16 protein-coding genes are annotated in these 19763 nt (G+C 48.9%); 3 read left to right on the forward strand and 13 right to left on the reverse strand.

Features of this window, described 5'->3' with window-relative positions; translation table 11 throughout:
• Positions 1–39 precede the first annotated feature (39 nt).
• From HP567_RS23710 to dpaL, 9 genes are all read right to left on the reverse strand, one after another.
• Positions 40–678 carry a pyridoxamine 5'-phosphate oxidase family protein gene (locus tag HP567_RS23710; RefSeq protein ID WP_173610957.1) on the reverse strand — a complete coding sequence of 213 codons (639 nt, stop codon included), beginning with the start codon at positions 676–678 and terminating at the stop codon, positions 40–42.
• Positions 679–751: 73 nt separating this feature from the next.
• The gene (locus HP567_RS23715) at positions 752–2092 is read right to left on the reverse strand and encodes a YjiH family protein (RefSeq protein ID WP_173610956.1); all 1341 of its coding nucleotides are present in this window, start codon (positions 2090–2092) and stop codon (positions 752–754) included.
• A gap of 72 nt (positions 2093–2164) precedes the next feature.
• The gene (gene hutI, locus HP567_RS23720; protein WP_173610955.1) at positions 2165–3439 is read right to left on the reverse strand and encodes an imidazolonepropionase; all 1275 of its coding nucleotides are present in this window, start codon (positions 3437–3439) and stop codon (positions 2165–2167) included.
• 5 nt (positions 3440–3444) lie between these two features.
• Positions 3445–5115, reverse strand: coding sequence for a urocanate hydratase (gene hutU / locus HP567_RS23725; RefSeq protein ID WP_173611005.1), 1671 nt, complete (start codon positions 5113–5115; stop codon positions 3445–3447).
• A gap of 163 nt (positions 5116–5278) precedes the next feature.
• Positions 5279–6775, reverse strand: a complete 1497-nt coding sequence (locus HP567_RS23730) for a helix-turn-helix domain-containing protein (protein WP_173610954.1) — start codon at positions 6773–6775, stop codon at positions 5279–5281.
• Between the two features lie 99 nt (positions 6776–6874).
• On the reverse strand, positions 6875–7432 hold the full coding sequence (gene lepB, locus HP567_RS23735) for a signal peptidase I (protein WP_173610953.1): 558 nt from the start codon (positions 7430–7432) through the stop codon (positions 6875–6877).
• 101 nt (positions 7433–7533) lie between these two features.
• On the reverse strand, positions 7534–9315 hold the full coding sequence (locus HP567_RS23740; protein WP_173610952.1) for a sigma-54-dependent Fis family transcriptional regulator: 1782 nt from the start codon (positions 9313–9315) through the stop codon (positions 7534–7536).
• A gap of 74 nt (positions 9316–9389) precedes the next feature.
• Entirely contained in the window at positions 9390–10550 is a 1161-nt protein-coding gene (locus HP567_RS23745) for an ArgE/DapE family deacylase (protein WP_173610951.1), read from the reverse strand.
• Complete coding sequence (gene dpaL, locus HP567_RS23750) at positions 10547–11791, reverse strand: diaminopropionate ammonia-lyase (protein ID WP_173610950.1); 1245 nt, start codon at positions 11789–11791, stop codon at positions 10547–10549. Before dpaL ends, HP567_RS23745 begins: the two co-directional genes overlap by 4 nt.
• A 565-nt stretch (positions 11792–12356) precedes the next feature.
• On the opposite strand from dpaL, the gene HP567_RS23755 reads away from it, so the two are divergent.
• Complete coding sequence (locus HP567_RS23755) at positions 12357–13586, forward strand: hypothetical protein (RefSeq protein ID WP_370648031.1); 1230 nt, start codon at positions 12357–12359, stop codon at positions 13584–13586.
• Positions 13587–13685: 99 nt separating this feature from the next.
• On the opposite strand, the gene HP567_RS23760 is transcribed toward HP567_RS23755, so the two are convergent.
• Entirely contained in the window at positions 13686–14264 is a 579-nt protein-coding gene (locus HP567_RS23760) for a TMEM175 family protein (protein ID WP_173610949.1), read from the reverse strand.
• A 274-nt stretch (positions 14265–14538) separates the two neighbouring features.
• Between HP567_RS23760 and HP567_RS23765 the strand changes: the two genes are divergently transcribed.
• Together HP567_RS23765 and HP567_RS23770 are read left to right on the forward strand one after the other, a co-directional pair.
• Positions 14539–14949, forward strand: a complete 411-nt coding sequence (locus HP567_RS23765) for a BlaI/MecI/CopY family transcriptional regulator (protein ID WP_173610948.1) — start codon at positions 14539–14541, stop codon at positions 14947–14949.
• Between the two features lie 36 nt (positions 14950–14985).
• The gene (locus HP567_RS23770; protein ID WP_173610947.1) at positions 14986–17244 is read left to right on the forward strand and encodes a M56 family metallopeptidase; all 2259 of its coding nucleotides are present in this window, start codon (positions 14986–14988) and stop codon (positions 17242–17244) included.
• A gap of 145 nt (positions 17245–17389) precedes the next feature.
• Here HP567_RS23770 and HP567_RS23775 read toward each other — a convergent pair whose 3' ends face one another.
• The 3 genes from HP567_RS23775 to HP567_RS23785 all read right to left on the reverse strand — a co-directional run bounded on the left by HP567_RS23775 (position 17390) and on the right by HP567_RS23785 (position 19624).
• Positions 17390–17803 carry a VOC family protein gene (locus HP567_RS23775; RefSeq protein WP_173610946.1) on the reverse strand — a complete coding sequence of 138 codons (414 nt, stop codon included), beginning with the start codon at positions 17801–17803 and terminating at the stop codon, positions 17390–17392.
• A 78-nt stretch (positions 17804–17881) separates the two neighbouring features.
• Entirely contained in the window at positions 17882–18634 is a 753-nt protein-coding gene (locus tag HP567_RS23780; RefSeq protein WP_173610945.1) for an RNA polymerase sigma factor, read from the reverse strand.
• Positions 18635–18766: 132 nt separating this feature from the next.
• On the reverse strand, positions 18767–19624 hold the full coding sequence (locus HP567_RS23785; RefSeq protein ID WP_229088110.1) for a putative RNA methyltransferase: 858 nt from the start codon (positions 19622–19624) through the stop codon (positions 18767–18769).
• Between the last annotated feature and the right edge of the window lie 139 nt (positions 19625–19763).

The following is a 19763-nucleotide window of genomic DNA, read 5'->3' on the forward strand; positions in this document are numbered from 1 at the left end:
AGCCACGCTAAATAAATGGCTGTCGTTTCACTTTTGACATTAGTACAATCGATTCGTATAGCTGTCTTGCAAGCCCTCTGCCACTTCTTTTGCCGTCACACCTGGAAGCTTCACATGATCCGCCAGCATTTGCGCGACATTAGGAGTGGTCCCCTCTGCCGGCCAGGTCTCTGGCTTCCATAGACCGGAGCGCATAAATGCCTTCGCACAGTGGACGAAGCACTCCTCTACCTTTACGCCGATCCCGAGCGTTGGCGCCTTCCCGTTTACCGCCATTTTCGCGAGTATTTCTTCATCGCGAATAATGCAAGCCTTGCCGTTCACGCGAAATGTCTCTTCTAGCGTAGGAATCAAAAAGATAAGCCCAATATGCGGGTTGACCAAAATATTCGTGATAGAGTCCATTCGCTTGTTTCCTGGGCGCTCAGGGATGACGAGATGGTGATCGTCGATGACATGCACAAAGCCAGGCGCATCTCCGCGTGGCGAAGCATCGCAATGGCCATCTTTGTCTGCTGTGGCAATGATGAGAAATGGCGCTTGGGCAATGTAATTGCGGCTATGGTTATCCAGCTGGGTTATCGCCTTGTTCTGTACGAGACGACTTGGCTCTCCTACCATTTCGCGCAGTTGCTGCTCTGACGTGATTACATTCCGGAATATTCCGAATCCTGACATGACTTCCCCCTCTTTCCTCTGCTTGTTCGAATCTGCCACCATCATACCATATTTGCCCATTCTCTTTTCATGATTATGGCAGGAGCAGGAAAGCTAACGGGGTAACAAACAGCAGTGTTAAGATCGTACGCTCTACCCAAATCACCAGAAGCTTTGGAATACTAATCGGAATCTCGGTAGACAAAATGCAAGGAATCGTCGCGGAAAAGAACAGGATGGAAGAAACTGAGACAACTGCAATGACAAACTTGGTGACCAGAGGCGCTTTTACCACTAATAGTGCGGGCAAAAACATTTCGGCAATTTCGATTGCTGACGCTTTTGCAGCCAGCATCGGCTCTGGAATTTGCAAGAGCCATGTAATCGGATAAAACAAGTAACCCAACCAGTCAAACAAAGGGGTAAATTCAGCCAGCACCAACCCGAGCAAACCGACCGACATAATGGACGGAAGAATACTCATGGTCATAATAAAGCCATCCCGCAAGTTCTCCCAAATGTTTCGTTTAAGCGGCAGTGCTTTTCCCGCCGCATCCATTGCTTCCGTCCACGCCTGGCGCAGCCGTTTTTCCTTGATTACTTTTTCAGGATCGCCGTTGTCCTGATAATACGCATCGCTCATGCTGGACAGCGGCCAAATACGAACCGTCACTGCGGTTACGAGAAACGTCACGACGAGCGACACCCAGAAGTAAAGATTCCAGTAATTCATCAAATCCAATGTTTTCGCGATGACGATCATAAATGTCGCAGAAACGGTGGAAAAGCCCGTTGCAATAATGGCTGCTTCTTTAATCGTATATTTGCCTTCTTTGAATACCCGGTTCGTGATCAAAAGACCGATCGAATAGCTTCCCACAAAGGAAGCCACCGCATCTACCGCAGAGCGGCCTGGTGTTTTCCAAATCGGGCGCATGATCGGTTGCACCAGTACCCCGATAAATTCCAAAAGGCCGTAGCCAACCAGCAACGCCAAGAACACGGAGCCGATCGGGACCACCATGCCTACGGGAATCACCAGTTTTTCAAAAAGAAATGGCCCCATATTCTTGTCCAGCAGCCATGCTGGACCCGCCTGAAAATAGATTAACAGAGCGATAGGCACACCCAGTACTTTTAGTGCAGAAAAGACGAGATTTAATTTGCTCTGCTTCCAACTGCCCGTTACAAACGGATAAATGGCCCCAAGCACAATCACAAGCAAGGCATATATCGGTATTACACCCGGCATGATTTGCCGAACCCATGTCACGATGTGATCGAGCATAATCGAGCTTGTGTCATTAACGGTAACTGGAATAAAAAAGACAAAAATACCAATGAGGCTAAAAACAAAAAACTTCCAAGCATGTGTGGTGGATACGGCTTGCTGATCAGGATGAGGTGCAAGATTGCTGTTCGAAATATTTCCCATACATGTCCCCCCATTTTAAAGACAAGCCGGTCTCCCCCACTTCTATCCGTTTTTCTTTTGCTCTCTTTCGTATTACGCCAGTCTGCCCCCAGCAACGACAATTGTTCCGTTTTTGATGACCGTGTTTACGTGATTAATCCCATACCGATATTGCAAGGTCATGAAATCAGGAACGTCAAAAATCGTGACATCTGCTTTTTTCCCAACCTCAAGGCTGCCGACTTCATGCGCGCAGCGGATTGCGTGAGCGGCATTGATGGTAGCTGCTGTCAGCACCTCGGCTGGCGTCATCCCCATTTTCAGGCAACCAAGATTCATGATGAGTGGGAGCGAAACCGTTGGAGACGAGCCCGGATTGCAATCCGTTGAAATCGCGACAGCCACGCCACGATCAATCATTTTCCTGCCATTTGCTGACTCAGCCATCAGGAAAAACGCCGTACCGGGCAGTAACACAGCGATGACACCCGCTTCTGCCATCTGTTCAATCCCCTTGTCGGAGGCACGCAACAAATGATCCGCAGATACCGCCCCAACCGAAGCTGCCAGCTCTGCCCCTTCATACGGTTCGATTTCGTCCGCATGAATCTTCGGCAGCAGCCCATGTCGGACCCCAGCTTCGAGAATGCGTCGGGACTGCTCAGGGGTGAACACACCTCTTTCGCAAAACACATCGTTAAAAACAGCCAGCTTGCGACGAGCAACCTCCGGGATCATTTCCTCGATGACCACGTCTACAAACGCATCCGGATTTTCCTTATATTCACGCGGCACCGCATGTGCACCCATAAAGGTACTAACGATGTCGATGGGATGTGCTTCGTGCAACTGCTTGGCGACCTCGAGCTGCTTCAGCTCATCTTCCAATGTCAGGCCGTATCCGCTTTTCGCCTCGACGGTTGTGACCCCATGCAACAGAAACTGGTCAAGACGCTGCTTACTCTGGGCAAACAGCTCTTCGTGGGTGGCTGCGCGGGTCGCTGCAGTGGTCGAGTGAATACCACCGCCATTGTTCATAATCTCCATATAGGTCGCACCGTTTAGTCGCATATTAAACTCGTTTTGCCGACTGCCCGCGTGCACCAAATGTGTATGAGGATCGATCAGCCCTGGCGTGACCAGTTGGCCCGAAGCATCGATGATTTGCGCCTCATGCGCACGATCTCGATAGTGAAGTGCCAGCTCTTCATCTGTTCCCACACGCTGGATCACGCCGTCTTCCAGCCAGATGCTTCCGTCCTCGATGATCGACAACTCGTTCATTTGCGCTCCAACTACTGGGGAAGAGGAGCCGCCAGCCAGCGTGGCAAGCTGACTGGCATGGCGAATCCATACAGGTTTTGTCATGGCTCTTACTCCTTCATCATCGGAATGTGGACGCCTTTTTCCTTGGCTGTTTGAATCGCGAGGTCGTACCCTGCATCGACATGTCGGACGATGCCCATGCCTGGATCGGTCGTGAGGACACGCTCCAGACGACGTGCTGCTTCTGGTGTTCCGTCAGCCACGATGACCATTCCGGCGTGGAGGGAGTAGCCCATGCCAACGCCTCCTCCGTGGTGCACAGACACCCAGCTCGCTCCGCCTACTGCATTGATCATGGCATTGAGAATTGGCCAGTCTGCAACCGCATCGCTGCCATCCTTCATCGCTTCCGTCTCACGGTTTGGCGAAGCAACAGAACCGGAGTCCAGATGGTCACGCCCAATGACGATAGGAGCCGATAGCTCGCCGCGCGCCACCATCTCATTAATGATTTGACCAAAACGCGCACGCTCGCCATAGCCTAACCAGCAAATGCGGGAAGGCAGTCCCTGGAACTGAATGCGCTCCTGTGCCATGCGAATCCAGTTGCACAGATGCGTGTTATAGGAAAACTCGCGCAGGATGACTTCGTCTGTCTTGTAAATATCCTCCGGATCGCCGGATAGCGCTACCCAACGGAACGGCCCCTTGCCCTCACAAAACTGCGGACGGATGTAGGCTGGCACAAAGCCAGGGAAACGGAACGCGTCCTCCACACCCTCGTTTTTTGCCACCTGCCTGATGTTATTGCCATAGTCGAAAGTGACTGCTCCTTTTTCCTGCATGGCGAGCATCGCGCGAACGTGTTCAGCAATACTTGCTTTTGCGCGAGATTCGTATGCTTTCGGATCGCGCGCCCGCAGTTCAGCTGCTTCCTCCAGTGACATACCGATGGGAATGTAGCCATTGAGTGGATCATGCGAGGAGGTCTGGTCCGTCAGCACATCCGGGATAAAGTCGCGAGCCAGCATGGCATTCAGCACTTCGGGTGCATTGCCCAACAAACCGATGGAAATGCCTTTTTTGTCGCGTTTCGCGTCTTCCGCCAAACGGATCGCTTCATCCAGACTCTCTGTCATCACATCCAGGTATTTTGTGTCCAGTCTGCGTTGGATACGAGTCGGGTCCACCTCGATATTGATGCTCACACCGCCATTGAGCGATACGGCTAACGGTTGCGCCCCACCCATGCCGCCCAAGCCTGCTGTGACGGTAATGGTTCCGGTCAGCGTTCCTTCAAAATGCTGGCGTGCCAGTTCTGCAAAGGTCTCATACGTTCCTTGTACGATGCCCTGGCTGCCAATGTAAATCCAGCTTCCCGCTGTCATTTGTCCGTACATCATCAAACCCTTTTTGTCCAGCTCGTGGAAATGCTCCCAATTCGCCCAGGCAGGCACCAGGTTCGAGTTTGCCAGCAGCACACGCGGCGCATCGGTATGCGATTTGAATACAGCAACTGGCTTGCCAGACTGGATGAGAAGTGTTTCATCGCTCTCCAACGTTTGCAATGTTTTGACAATTGCATCGAAGCATTCCCAGTTCCGCGCCGCCTTGCCAATTCCGCCGTATACGACCAGATCCTCTGTACGCTCCGCTACATCGGGATTGAGGTTGTTCAAAAGCATGCGCAGCGCAGCTTCCTGCACCCATCCCTTTGTATGTAATTGGGTACCTGAAAAGGCTTGGATCAATTGCTCAACGGATTGTGTCGTCGTCATCATTTCCACCTGCTTTTCTAAAAGGATGTACTTCTTAGCTCCATTGTAAAAAAGCAAGGAAAGACAAAAAAGGCACCGCGCTTTCGATTTGGTGCCTCTATTTTCGATTCAGTTGCAACCGCATTCATGGTTTGACGAAAAAATCTGTCTTTTCTTTCGATTTCTATCTTTTCTTCTGATTTCGTAACAAACGTGGAGTTGTCCCTGTTTTTTCCTTAAAAATTTTACTGAAATAATTGGCGTTAATGAATCCGCATCGCTCTGCTACCTCTTGAACAGACATCGATGTTTCAAGAAGCAATCGACGTGCCTCTTTTACCCGCAACGAAGTGAGTATTTGGCGAAAAGAGCTTCCTTGCTTTTGCGCGAGCAGCGTACTGAAATAGGAAGGGCTACGGTCGATATAGCGTGCAACCTCCTCCAGACGCAGTGCCGGATCGGTATAGCGGCCCTCTATATAACGAATCGCCTGTTCCACGACATCGACACGGGACTCGTCGATGGGATGGTGAGCAGCATCCAGAAGCTGATTGATAAACAGCAGCAGTTCCACTACGATCCGATACAAGATCGGCGAGTAAAGAATCGTTTCGAAAACCCGGTGATACTCCTCTTCCAAAGGTCCAGAGTCAAGACCACGTGATATCATGTAGCGTCTGACTTGGGCCAAAATACTCGTCAGCCGAATACGCAACAGCCCGGGCTCTGGATAGGGCTCTTCCTTGTAAAAAAAGTGTGTATACAGCCACTGCTTCAACTCTTCCCGATTGCCTTCATCCAGCATTTCTACCCACGTGCGCTGTTCGGCGGGGGTCAAAAATGGGTCAATCATCGTCCAATTCACGCGATTGTCCACGACCGTCACTTGCCGATATCCTTTAAAAAAGCGGACTTGCAGGGCTTGGCTCGCATCCGCATAATTTTCGTTCAAGCTCCGCTCATGGTTGCTTGGGTCATACATGACCAAAAAGAGCGGCGCGTCATTGTTTGCTTCCCAGTCCATCAGCAGACGCTTGCCCATTTGGTGGAGCGTAGAAGGCGAGACCACAGCATCCATTGGAAAAACCCCCACAATGGTCTCCCCTAACGGCAAAAGAGCGGGTTTGTCGCGAAACGGATATTCTTCAAAAAAGCGCAGCAGCTCGGGGTGGCGCTTCGGATCCTCCAATTGAGCCAGCATGAGCGAATAAGACTTGGCTTGAACATGCCCGGGGAAAAACAGGTCAAGATACGAGACATCCCTGTCATTGTCCGATCCTGTTCTCTTCTCTTCGTTCACTCGCTTCCGATCCAAGCGCTCCTGGCAGCATCTCGTCAGGATTCTCCTGATGTATTCCGGTGTCTGTGGCTTCAGCCATAGATCGCGGGCAAAAAGTCCAATTCCCTGCATCGCCCGCTCGAACGTGGCTTCTGATGTGGTCACCACAACGGTCGGACGATACTGCTCCACCAGGAGCTTCAGCCGATCCCACTCCCCGCGCCCGATCATGTCCAGTTCAATACAGAGTACTTCCGGTGTATGCGCTTCCATCCTTTCGAAAACGTCTTCCATGGTCCCGGCATTATGCACCTTGTCATACGGAATGGCATAGCTGTTGACGAGCCATCCGATCCCAATTCGTTCGTTCTGGTCCCGATCCGCTATCAAAATGCTGGGCATAAGCCGTCCTCCTTTTTAGAGCGATCAGAAAAGTGGGACATCTTTCACTATGAAACAAAGGTTGCCCATAAATGGACAACCTTTTCTCCTTCACGTTCCTTACTTCTTGAGAGGGTTTTCGATCATGGTTCCCATCACATGATCCAGCGGAATAAAGCCAATATCGCGGGAATCTGTACTGTGATTACGGTTATCTCCCATAACAAAAATATGATCGGCTGGAACCGTGATCTTTCCGTCTGCTACATATTCCATCGTTTCTTTGATATATGGTTCGTTCAATGCCTCACCGTTTCGATACACCTTGTTGTCTTTGAACTCGAGTACGTCGCCTGGTCTTCCAATGACACGTTTGACATACATCGTGTGATCATCGCCTTGGCCTGTGACCAGCGACACCAAGGGATGCCCCATGATATCGTCCATCAATGTACGGTCTCGCTCTACCCTACTGTCGATCACGACAATGTCGCCGTAATCTGGCAAATAAGAAAACGTGTGTGATAGTTTAGACACATATATGCGCTGTTCGTCTTGTAAGGTTGGGTCCATGGAATGCCCATCAACCTTGAACGGTTGAAATACAAAGATTCCGAGGACAAGAGCGAAAACGACAGCAAAGGTTATCGACCGAATCCATCCCAATACTTCTTTCATTTTCTTTTGGCACTCCTTCCTTATACCATTCTCTCTTCCTGTATCGAAACCATCATACCACATTATCCGCCCAATCCCAAAAAATCGACCGGAAGCAAAGATCAGGTGAGACCGTACTCGCGCAGTTTCCGAAACAGCGTTGCCCGGCTTATGCCTAATAGCGCAGCTGCTTCTTCTTTTCGTCCGTTTCTATCCCGAATTTGTTGCATCGCGGTATCAATTGCTGCTCGTTCCAGCTCTTTCAGCGTAAGCCCTTGCTTTTGCCAGTCGAATGACCCCTGATTTTCTTTTACGAAATGTGGGGAAGATTCACGCAGCATTCCCGTTCGAATGGGCAAGCTCGCAGGCTGAACCCAAGGGCTTGCTTCCATATTGACCGCGTACTCGATTACATTTTCCAGCTCTCGGACATTTCCTCTCCAGCCGTGATGAAACAGGACGTTTTGCGTTTCCTGGGAAAAGCCGAGCAGCTTCTTCCCCGCTCTATTCGCATGCGCCAAAAGGATATCGTTCGCCAAAGGCAGTATATCCTCTCTGCGTTCGCGCAGCGAGGGCAAGTGGATGGGAATTACATGCAAACGATAGTACAGGTCCAACCGAAACAACCCCGCGTCTACTCGCTCCTGCAAATCCAGATGGGTCGCTGCAATGATCCTCGCCGCTAAGCGTATAGGCTTGCCGTTTCCTCCGATTCGGTACAGTTCCTTTTCTTGCAACACGCGCAACAGCTTGCTCTGCAGAGGCATGGGCATATCCCCGATTTCATCGAGGAACAGTGTGCCTTTTCCCGCGACCTCAAACAAGCCCGGTTTTCCACCCTTTCGCGCTCCTGTGAATGAGCCTTCCTCGTAACCGAACAACTCGCTTTCCATCAAATGCTCAGGGATTGCTGCGCAATTAATCGAAAGGAACGGCTCGTCACGACGCGGGCTTGCCTGATGAATGGCTTTGGCAAAGAGCTCCTTTCCGGTTCCACTTTCACCTTGGAGCAGGACAGTCGAATCACTGGCTGCCACACGTCTTGCCACTTCCTTTGCCTGCACAATGGCAGGACTGTTTCCACCGATCATCCGAAAAGGGTCGGGCTCCGAATATCCACTCACCTGCCTTGCGATTTGCACGACTTCCTGTACATCATCAAGCGTAATCACCCATTCTTTGACCGTTCCTTCCAGTAGAATGGGCTTGATGGCAAACAAAAAGGTCTTGTCTTCCTGCCCGATGGACAAAACGACCTGCTTTGGCGCAGATTGCTCAGCATCTGCACGGCGAATGGCATCTATCCATTCTGCCGTCTGACTGTCGTCGTGATCGAGCTGCAAATATTGACGGGCACGCTGGTTCGCTTGCATGATCCGATTGTCTTGATCGACGAGAAACATAGCCTTGTCCATTTCATCCATAACGACACGCAGCTTTTCTACCGTATGCAGCTGCTCGACGTACAAGTAATGCTCTTTTAACTTAATGGCGATCAGCTCAGCCATTTTTTGCAAATAGGTCAATATCGCATCCACATCTGCAAACAACCGCTCGCGTTGCTCCTCATCGAAAGCGAGCAAGCCGATCACACCTATGTTTTCATTATCTAATTGAATCGGGCAACAAATCTCTCCCGTCTCCCTGCAATTTCCATAATGCATACAAGGACGGCACCGCTCATCCTGCCCGGGATGCATGATCACAACAGGATGCCCGGCGAGCAACGACTCCCGGTAGATATGATCCTCTCCTGCCATCGTTCGCAAAACGCCAGCCTCATTCTTCCCCGTCCCTGCGATCCGCAAGAACTGACTGTCCGCAATCTCTACTTCTACGCGTAGAACGGATGCAACAGCCGAAGCAATCTGTTGCACACTTTCTTGAATATCTCGCAAGGGCATCTGGCTTCCCCTCCCGTCAATCTCTTGCATCCATTATAACGCATCACAGGAGAAGCCAGCCCTCTATGCAATTTTTACCGGCAAAAATCGCAAATTGTCTCCACCAAGATGGCACTCATGTCTACCAAGCTATCCACCTCTACATATTCGACTGCCGCATGCAGCCCAGCTCCCACTGGTCCAAACAAAACTGTAGGGATTCCCGCTTCCTGCAACAATGCTGCGTCCGTCCAACCCGAGAATCCGCACACTTCGGGTGTTTTTCCCGTCACACTCTTACACGCTCCCTGAAGGGCTATATAAACAGGCTCATCTAACCCGACTTCAAACGGCTCCCGCAAAAATGACAGCTCGGCGCTTGCTTGGAACGTCTCATCTTCTGCGCGCAGCTTCTGAAGTAATGCTTCTATTTCATTGGCAATGTCTGCCTCTGTCTCGCCCGGCAACGTCCTTCTCTCCCAGTCGATCCGGCAATAGTTTGGATAGGTGGACAGCTCCGTTCCTCCTTGAATGAGTGATGCATGGACAGATGCCGCACCGAGAATCGGATGAGCGGGACCTTGAGCCAACCTGTCCGAGAGGCGCTCCAGCTCTTGCAGGACTCTGCCCGCCCGAACGATTGCATCAATCCCTTCTGATGGACGGCTTCCGTGAGCTGCCTTGCCCAGCACCTCGCATTTGACCCAGGAAAAACCTCTGTGTACGACACCAATCGCCAGATCGGAAGGCTCGCAGCATATCGCTGCATCTGCTTTGTACGCCTTTACCAACTCCTCCGTGCCGATGCTTTTATACTCCTCGTCAGCGACAAAAGTCAAAATGACATCTCCTGCCAATGGAACCTTTGCTCGTGCGATCGCCTCTACTGCGGCAATCATGGCCCCCAGACTGCCCTTCATGTCCTGACTGCCTCTGCCGAAAATTTTGTTGTCCACAAAGGTAGGCTCAAACGGCGGAATCTCCATACGCTTGGCGCTTACCGTATCCATATGTCCATTTAGCATCAAGGATTTGCCGCCGCCCGTTCCCCGTAGGATCCCGACGACATTGACCGCTGTGTCGCTAATAGGCGTGACGTGAACCTCCAGTCCAGCCGCCTCCAAACGCTCTCGAATAAAAGCGGCGATCGCTTTTTCGCCTGGGCCATCCTCGTCCAGGTATGGATTCACCGAATCAATGCGTATCAAATCCTGTACGAATGAAATCAGTTCATCTCGATTGATCGTCACGTTCATTTTGTCAGACCCTCCTCTTCCCGGCATGCGCCCTCCCAGATGATGCGTTTGTAGATATCCCGATCCGTGTCACCCTCCGTACTAAAGCATAAAACAACGGAATTTTCATCTAAGCCGAGCTGCTCACGCTGTTGATGATTCATTGGCTTGCTCATCAAGGCAGCGAGTAGCCCTACCCCGACTGCTCCACTTTCCCCGCTTACAATAGAAGGGTCGGTTCCAATCGGTGCCGCAAGTATACGCATGCCGTTTGCAGCCACATAATCGGCACAGCTAACGAAGAAGTCCGCATGCTCCTGCAAGATCTCCCATGCCATCGGATTCGGCTCGCCACATGCCAGACCTGCCATGATGGTTCCTAGCTCTCCCGTAGCAGTATGTGGCTGTCCGTCGTTCTCTTCTGCTGAGAGGACCATGCAATTGGCGCTATGTGGCTCTACGATCACGGTTGTTAGGTCTTTGTTTACTTGCGCCGCTACGAAATGTCCCAAGACTGCGGCAGCCATGGAACCGACACCAGCCTGCAAGAAAAGATGCGTCGGCTGTTTGGCGTCAGTAAGGGCTGAGAGTTGTTCCATAGCCTCTGCTGCCATTGTCGTATAGCCCTGCATAATCCACATGGGAATAGTCGTGTAGCCTTCCCATGCTGTATCTTGAATCACTTGCCAACCACGTTCTTTGGCCATTTGTTCTGAGAGTCGCACGGCTTCATCGTAGTTTCCATGGATCACGTGAGCTTCTGCGCCGGCCTCGCGTATCGCATCTACCCGTTGCTGGGTGGAGCCTTTGGGCAAATAAACAACGGCATGTTGTCCGAGCGCCTTCGCAGCCCATGCAACGGCCCGTCCGTGATTGCCATCTGTTGCAGTGACGAAGGTGACTTCTCCAATTCGCTCTTTCACTTCTTGGGAGCACAGTGCTTCAAAAGTCATGTCTTCTGTCGATTTCCCCAGCTTCTCGCACAAAAAACGCGCCATCGCGTAAGAAGCTCCCAAAACCTTAAAAGCATTGAGACCAAATCGCTCGGACTCATCTTTTACAAGTACCTGTCCTACCCCCAGCTCACGTGCCAGTGCAGGCAATGTAACAAGGGGAGTTGGCTCGTAGTTTGCGAGAGATTGGTGAAAAGCTTTGGCAAAACGGGATTCTATTGTGGTCAAATAGGTAGGAATGCGAGAACTCTCGCTATTTTTTCTCTTATTTTTTACGACGTAGATTGGTGGTTGATTACGTTTATCCATTTGATGTGTACCTCCTCCGTTGGTTTCATCCTGAATGATAGAGCAAGGATCGTGCCAACGGTGGGAGGCGTGGGTGGCTTATTGTTTTGGTGGGAATCGTATCATAATGAGATGAAATCGTATCATTTTGATACTTTTAGTCTTTTTTTGAGACTTTTTATCCCGACTGCTGTGGTGGGAGGAAACAGAAGAAAACGCTCCAGCTTCTTGGGTCACCAGGATCTTCGCTTATTTCTCCTGTTTCCTTGCGAGCGGATGTAGTTTCAAGTGGCTTTTAAAGATTGAGAATCATTGGACAGCTTCGCAGTGATTTGCGGACAACAGAAATGCAACGTGCCCACGCTACGAAGCGGCTACCACTTTTGCATTTCCCCGCAAATCGCTGCGGAGCGGACAGTCCCCACTTCCCAGCAGGACGTAGCCCGGAGCGTAGACTGGAAATATTCTTCTCTCCACTACAGCAACTACAAAATCAACTTGGCTTTCTATGCTATATTTTTATTAAGCTCCAAGGTATTGAGATGTATTGATACATAGCGCAGAAGTCAGGAGTTAAGAAGGAAGGATGAAGGAAATGACAAATCATAAGCAAGTTCGTTCTCCTGCTGGTTCTATAAGAGAAGATGGTCGATATCCCATCGACCTGACTGGCCCTCACAGCCATACACTTGTTATCAAGCCCGGCGTAGGCAGTCTCTCCATTGGACCCTCACAATTGGGCAATAAGGCAGATTTGCACGTCGATCCCTATGTGCCCATCAATTGGAACATATTCGATTCCTTTGCCACACCAGCTGGCTCTCCCTGGCCGCGGTTTCTGTACTACACAGGTAGCGACGCGGGCTTCTTCGACTGGGCCAAAGAACGCCCCATTGAAGAAATGGCATGGGTTCCGATCCTGTCAAAAGACATGGTCGTTGACGCCAGCCAATCCAAATTGCACAGCTTGCATATCGAACTGGACCAGTTTGAAAGCTGTTTGCATTTGAAACTCCCGAAACGCCAAGTCTCTGAATATTTCCGTCTGAGTGTGGCTGGAGATCTATCACGCTTCTCTGTCAATGGCGACATGCCATACTCCCTGACACTCAAGCCGCGAACCAGCCGCCGCAAGAATCATGCCCCCGTCTTGCTACCCGATCTGGGCGAGCTGCACCAGGTCACGAGCCTGACACTTCGAAACGAACCGCTGGCGCAGCCTGTCTCGCTGACGTGTTTAGAGAGATTTCAAAATCTTACATCATTGAGCTTGTGGGGCAATTTCTGCGACTTGGAGCTGTTAGCTCGTCAGACGCAGTTAACAAATTTGGAGCTCCGCTTCATGCCTGATCTAGGTGACCTGCCGCCATTAAATGTGTGGCCGTTGCTTGACAGATTTATCGCCTTTAACGTGGAAGAGATTACAGGCAAGCGACTGAGGCAGCAAATGAAAGCCCGAGCCAACACCCGCCCATGGACTGGCCACGCTTCCGTGAGCCAATTACGGAAGCCCGAGTGGTGGACGACCGAGTTTGGCCGCCCATTTTCGTCCTGGCCGAAACGTCTGGCCAAGCTGGCTAATGAAGCCTATGACGTTGCACAAGCGGCCTTGGCGCAAGCCCGCAGCCTTGCTGATGCGGAGGCAGCCTTTACGGCCTTTACCGTGCGTTTTAACACCCTCAAAGGTATCGAAACCATCGAACGAGATGACCTGGGTGAAGCTGTCTGGCAACTAAGCCAGTCTGACCACCAAATCGGCCAGCCTATTACGGAGGAAATGGCTCAACGCTGGTTCGACGCCGCACGCGATTACTGATGAAAGTGAAGCAATGTTACTAACAAGGTTTAAGGCCATCCTTTGCGGGAACCTATTTTTGAAAAAAAGCCTCCGGTTTGGAGGCTTTGCTTAGGACAATTATTCGCTTCTCAAGATATGCTCGATTCGCTTTTCCGGCACGACCCAGATCACAGCAACGAGTACATAAAAGAAACCGGAAACCCATGGACCCACATACGCGGTCAATATTGCGAGCAAGTAGAGAAAAGGAGATACTTTCACCTTCCAGTCTCGGCCCATTGACTTTACGAATACGGAATCGCCAGAATGCTGGCTAATAATTGCAAGCTGGAGAAACCTGTAAGAAGTAGCTGCAAGCAGAAGAACGATCCCGTACAATGCCATCGGGGCGGGAGCAAAATGACTTTCCCCCATCCAGGCGGTCGTGAAGGGAATAAGGGATAGCCAGAAAAGCAATATCAAGTTGAGCCACATTAGCCGCCCGTTCATTGTTCGAATCATGTGCAGCAGATGGTGATGGTTGTTCCAGTAGATGCCGACATAAACGAAACTGAAGATGTAGCTAAGCACTTTTGGTCCTAATTCAATTAACGAATACCAGTCTTGGCCTTCCGGTACTTTGAATTCTAGCACCATGATCGTAATGATAATCGCCAGTACGCCATCGCTGAACGCTTCCATCCGGTTTGCTCTCATTTGGTGATCACCTGTTTCCTCTTTACGTAATTTGTTGATTGATAGATATTTGTAGTTATTCTATATGTTCTGCATAATGTCAAGTACAATTGTTGCGAACATTCCCTTGCGTTTCTGGCCGAATTGAACCGCAGCTGAGCCATGCATATGTAAATAACAACCTGTGGTTATGAATGGAAAATATTTCTTGACACGCTTTATTTACGTTTGTAATATTAACCCGACAGATTATATTTACATCTGTAAATCAAAAGATGGATTAGGAGGTGAGTACATGCACAATCTCCCGAAAATTTCTGAAGCAGAGTGGGAAATCATGAAGATTATTTGGAAGAACAACCCTATAAACGCCGAGAATATCGCACTCCTCTTGCCTGATGAAATCGAGTGGACCGATCAAACCGTTCGTACCTTTATCAACAGACTTTTGAAGAAAAAGGTGATCGGTTTTGAAAAAGCAGGAAGAAGTTATAAGTACTTTCCATTGATTTCCGAAAAAGAATGCATCAAGGCAGAGAGCCAGTCGTTTTTGAAAAGAGTCTTTAGCGGGGCGGCAGACATGATGATGACCAATTTTTTAGAAGACGTCAAGTTGTCCCAGAAGGATATCGAGCATCTCCAAAAGATTCTGAATGAAAAACAGAAAGACAAGGACAAAAGAGGCGATGACAGATGTGAAGAATGACAAAGCAGCAGAACTCACTGTAAAGAGGTAGAAAGCATGGATATGTTATGTGATATTTTTTTATGGGTTTTTGATGCCACCATTGGAGCTAGCCTCGTCGCTTTGATGGTGATAGCCACCAAGAAAATCTTTCATCACCGAATAAGTGCTCGACTTCACCACGCACTTTGGCTGATTGTGTTAATACGGCTTCTGTTCCCTTTTCTCCCTAACAGTCCGGTAAGCATCTTCAATATCTGGCAAGTAGGCGTAGACAGCATAAAAAATGCTGTTTCCCCCCACTCCCCTGTTGCGAATGACGCGTCACAAAAAGAGATAGAGCAAAACAGCAAACAAACAAACTCACCTCAAAATAATAAGACAAACCAGCCAGAAAATCAAAAACTTCTGGATCCCTCCCTATCCCACCAAATCAAAATCGATCCAGACCCTGTCGAGAACAATCACATCCTTGGCGTAAAAATAGCAGCCATCGTTTGGCTTGTGGGATGTTTTTCACTGCTTGGATTTATGTGTGCCTACATGTTGCGAACCAGAAGCAGAATGAGCAGCCTCAAGATCGAAACCGACCCGCAAGTCATTTCCATCCTAGATGATTGCCGAAAAAGATTTGGCATCACCAAACCAATCCCTATCTATTCAGGAAGCTATAGAAAAAGTCCGCATATCTCCGGGGTGATCCATCCATGGATTTACTGTCCCGAAGAGATATGCAAGGAATCGAACGCCTCTGCGCTTACCCACGTCTTCTCCCACGAGCTTGCCCACTACAAAAGAAAAGACATCGCGTGGAACCTGCTGAGTCTACTTGCTTTGGCCATTCACTGGATGAACCCTTTTGTTTGGTTGTGTGTAAAACAGATGAAAGCCGACCGGGAGCTTGCGTGTGACGCTTATGTGTTGAACGTTCTGGGTGAAGATGAGTCTGTGCCCTACGGGATGACGATTATTCAATTTTTGCAGCGTTTTTCTGCCAACCGCCAGCAGCTTCACTTGCTTCACTTTAACGAAGCAAATAACAAGAATCAACTGATAAGGAGAATTCAGATGATAAAAAGCTTTAAAGCAGGATCTTACAAGCTTTCGGTTGCTGCCGTTTTGTGTGTAGCTTTGATGAGTTCGGTGACCCTTACGAATGCCGCGGTGAAGGTGGGGAGCACCGCCCAGCCAGTCGCCTCCGATAAAGCTAATGCAGGGCAAGAGGCTAGATTTTTATTTGACTCGGATGAGCGAACATACGACCGTTTGTCAAAAGGAATACAGACAACTGGTTTTGATTTTAAAGTTCCTGATGTGCTTGCTATGGACTATGAGTTTAGAGGGATGTATATCGATCAGAAAAAGTTGCGTACCAATAAAGAAACGCACGTTCAGATTGAATTTAGAAAAAGAGGTCCATCATCCAAATATGTGCGTTTTTCTGCAAGGAGCGGACTAAAAGGATTGGAGGCGGCTTACAAAATAATCGTAGATGAACAAAAAAAGGGATATGGGGAACAAAAAATAGCGAAGCAAAATTTAAATGTCCAAGGGCTAGCTGTAATGAAAGTGACTTTTAATAGCGAACACTCCGGTGAAGAAAACAACATTAACTACGTTTACTATCTATGGCAAGATAACGGAATACAGTATAACATTAGTAGTTTCGCTAGCGATCCTCAAGAAGACATTGTGAAAATGATCTCGAATGTGAAATACCCGGATCAAGCGATGAAAGAACGTTATGTAGGCTATTCCAGTTACGTCTTGGGCTTATATGATACGGAAGATGTACAGCACGGCTCAAAAGCTATAGGGTTTACTCCTAAATTTCCTTTGGAGCTGCCGGGACAGTTCAAAGGTACAGCAGCAGATATAAGCTCAAAAGTAAATTTCAGCATGCCGGCAAATGAGGAAGATTATAAGACTATGTACCTTGGGATTTACTACGATGTTGCTGAGAAAAACAAAAGATTGAGCGGAGAAAATAGAATCTCATTTGATCAAATCAAAGACACAAAAATATACGAAGATATGAAAAAGGATGGAAATGTAGCATTTCACCTCGGTATGGACGATAAGCACATAGTTAAGGTAAACATGCTGAAAATCGCTGGAAATGAAGTGTTCAAAACGGCGAAATACAAGCGTTTTGGAGAGGCGAGCAAACCAGAGGATCCAACTCTCATCTCCTATTTCTGGAGAGAAAATGACGTTTGTTTCAAAGTCACGTTTATGGACGAAGTGTCCAATGAGGAGGAGATTGTTTCCTACCTGATGAGCCAAAAAGCGGTGGACTTTCAGAACTTGAAGTAGTAAGGACGTACTAGTACTGTGCGGTAGAAGGGAAAATGATTTTGGATGCCACCCCAGGAGCAAGCCTAGTTGTTCTGGGAGTGGCATCCTTCAAAAAGTACGGTTGTTAACGGGGGAATCAAAAACGCTTAAAAGCTACCACTTTCTATGCGTTTCTCTCTTCATCCTCAACAGAAGGCCAGCCACCCCATAGGTGGTTCAAATGCCCATCTGGATCACGAAATCGAAAGCTGTAGCCTCCGCCTCGCTTATACGTCATTTCACTTACTTCGATTCCTTTGCTTTTCAACTCCTCATAAACCTCATGGATTTGGTCTACCTGCAAGGAGATGATCGGCTGGGCTTGTCCGGCCATATCGGTAAAGTCCAATCGCGGAACCTCCGGGCAACGAATGAGTCCGAGACCTACTCCTCCTACGTTCAACCAAGCCTCATTGTCTCCAGGTGTATATTCAAACGTGAACGGAATACCGAGCACATCGCGATACCACTTTATGGATACCTCCAAGTTTTTGACTGGCAGCTGTACAACCGCAAAATTACGCACATGAATACTCATTTGTGTTCGCTCCTTTCTTTGAAATATGTATTTTCACCCTCATGAACGAAAGAAAAGAACAAAAAGAAACGGGTACTTCTACCATTTCTGAAAAAAATGCAGCAAATGTCCATCCGGGTCACGAACCGCAAAGAAAAGGCGATCGCCTGCTACCGAAAGCTTTTCCACGCTCACGCCCAGTTTTGCGAGGCGCAGGTACGTTTGACAAATCGCGTAGGCATCCCCTGCACGAAAGGCAGTCAAAAATTGCTCGAACCCTTCTTTTGATACAAAGCCGGACGAATCACGACGGCCAGCTTTGTCGAATTTCTTTTTGTGGAATGGGCTTTCTCCCTGTCTGGATTGCTCTGCCAACACGAACAAGCGCTGGCGTGCCCTCTTCACTCCTTCCTTCACTGCCCCTACGGTCGTATGGAGCAATGTGGCTGTTTCCTGCGCCGTAAACGAAAAAATGTCCATCATGAGAATCAGCACCATCTGTCTGGCATTTAGTCGATCCGCCAGTTGCTCGAACACCTCTCTCTGCACAAACGCATCAGATACACTGGACTGATGCAGATAGATCGCTTCATCAAACAAGGCGGGATGCTCATTCGCCTTTACTTTCCTGCAATGATCGATCCAAGCATTCGTAGCAATTTGCTTCAAAAATGCCTTGGTTAGTTCTCTGTCTGGAGTCTTCTGCAAGGAACGATACACCTTCGTCAATGTTTCCTGGAAGAGATCCTGCGCATCCCACTCGTTTTTCGTGAGGGACAAGCAATGCTTTTGGATATCCGCAAGGAAAGGTTTTACGCGCAAAAAGGAAGCCTTATCCTGATCAGCCCCCATACTATCCCTCCGAAACTTTTCTGAGTATTCATGCTTATTTTCAAAAAAATAAAGAACGCTGTCAACAACGACCATCTACAAATAGGAAAGCGACTGTCCCAACGGATTTTTCCGCTCAGGACAGTCGCTGCTTTATTTCCTGCCAATCAACACAGCCAAGTCTATCGTTATATCCACTCCTGCCAAGTCAGACACTCGCTTCAACTGCTCAGGTGTCGCTCCCCACGCCAACGGAGTCATCTGAAGCAGGGAAACAAGACGCTCTTCCTCCAGTCGGAACTGATACTGAACCCGTTCCTTACCAATTAGCTGGAAGCTGGTTTTGAAGTGCTCGATCGTACGAGTATTCTTATATTGTGTTTTGGGAGTTTCTTGATACAAGGCTTCTCTTAGCTCTCGCAAATAGTTGGCCTCCGGAATGACTTTGATCATCCTTCCATCATCAGCGAGGAGTCTATGAAACTCATCCGAATTGGATGGAGATAATAGATTCAAAATGCATGAAAACTGTCTGTCGACAAACGGCGCATTTGTCAAATCGCCAACGCACCAAACTACTTCTGGATCGCTCTTCGCCGCGAGCATAACCCCCTCTTTGGCGAGATCGACACCCACTCCGACAAATGGGACTTTGCTTGTTTGCATCACTCTCTGCCGAGCCTGCGTCAGATGATAGCCTTCGCCGCATCCTGCATCCAGCACGTACATCTGGCTTTCCTCAGCGTCTGTCCTATGCAGGATGACTTCGCTCAATACGTCATACAATGGATCAAAGAAGCCTTGCTCCATGATTGCCCTTCTCGCTGCAAACAATTGCTTGTCATACTTTGTTTTGTAGGTTCGCGTAGCCAAGTGAACATAGCCGTGCTTGGATAAATCAAAGCAATGATGATTGTTGCATACCAAGCTGGTGACAGGTACGTTGCGCATAGCCGACTGGCAAATTGGACAACGAAAAATCTCCACATACTGGGAAATAGCTGTAGACATCAAAAAAAGCACCCCATTCATTCGTATTTCGGTGAATGAAAAAAGGCACAGTCAAATAAACCCCAAGCATTTTCAAAAAATGCGGGATTCTGTTGAGCTGTACCTCACATTACCGATAACGAATGAACTGGATGATCAT

Source organism: Brevibacillus sp. M2.1A (assembly GCF_013284355.2).
In the GTDB taxonomy this organism is placed as follows: domain Bacteria; phylum Bacillota; class Bacilli; order Brevibacillales; family Brevibacillaceae; genus Brevibacillus.

Bases quoted from the DNA above. Each gene is read 5' to 3' on its own strand.
- hutI (WP_173610955.1), bottom strand. From the start codon at position 3,439: ATGACAAAACCTGTATGGATTCGCCATGCCAGTCAGCTTGCCACGCTG.
- HP567_RS23745 (WP_173610951.1), bottom strand. From the start codon at position 10,550: ATGAACGTGACGATCAATCGAGATGAACTGATTTCATTCGTACAGGAT.
- HP567_RS23715 (WP_173610956.1), bottom strand. From the start codon at position 2,092: ATGGGAAATATTTCGAACAGCAATCTTGCACCTCATCCTGATCAGCAA.
- HP567_RS23775 (WP_173610946.1), bottom strand. From the start codon at position 17,803: ATGAGTATTCATGTGCGTAATTTTGCGGTTGTACAGCTGCCAGTCAAA.
- HP567_RS23785 (WP_229088110.1), bottom strand. From the start codon at position 19,624: ATGTCTACAGCTATTTCCCAGTATGTGGAGATTTTTCGTTGTCCAATT.
- HP567_RS23765 (WP_173610948.1), top strand. From the start codon at position 14,539: ATGCACAATCTCCCGAAAATTTCTGAAGCAGAGTGGGAAATCATGAAG.
- HP567_RS23730 (WP_173610954.1), bottom strand. From the start codon at position 6,775: ATGCCCAGCATTTTGATAGCGGATCGGGACCAGAACGAACGAATTGGG.
- HP567_RS23760 (WP_173610949.1), bottom strand. From the start codon at position 14,264: ATGAGAGCAAACCGGATGGAAGCGTTCAGCGATGGCGTACTGGCGATT.
- HP567_RS23755 (WP_370648031.1), top strand. From the start codon at position 12,357: ATGAAGGAAATGACAAATCATAAGCAAGTTCGTTCTCCTGCTGGTTCT.
- hutU (WP_173611005.1), bottom strand. From the start codon at position 5,115: ATGACGACGACACAATCCGTTGAGCAATTGATCCAAGCCTTTTCAGGT.
- HP567_RS23710 (WP_173610957.1), bottom strand. From the start codon at position 678: ATGTCAGGATTCGGAATATTCCGGAATGTAATCACGTCAGAGCAGCAA.
- HP567_RS23770 (WP_173610947.1), top strand. From the start codon at position 14,986: ATGGATATGTTATGTGATATTTTTTTATGGGTTTTTGATGCCACCATT.
- lepB (WP_173610953.1), bottom strand. From the start codon at position 7,432: ATGAAAGAAGTATTGGGATGGATTCGGTCGATAACCTTTGCTGTCGTT.
- HP567_RS23780 (WP_173610945.1), bottom strand. From the start codon at position 18,634: ATGGGGGCTGATCAGGATAAGGCTTCCTTTTTGCGCGTAAAACCTTTC.
- dpaL (WP_173610950.1), bottom strand. From the start codon at position 11,791: ATGGATAAACGTAATCAACCACCAATCTACGTCGTAAAAAATAAGAGA.
- HP567_RS23740 (WP_173610952.1), bottom strand. From the start codon at position 9,315: ATGCCCTTGCGAGATATTCAAGAAAGTGTGCAACAGATTGCTTCGGCT.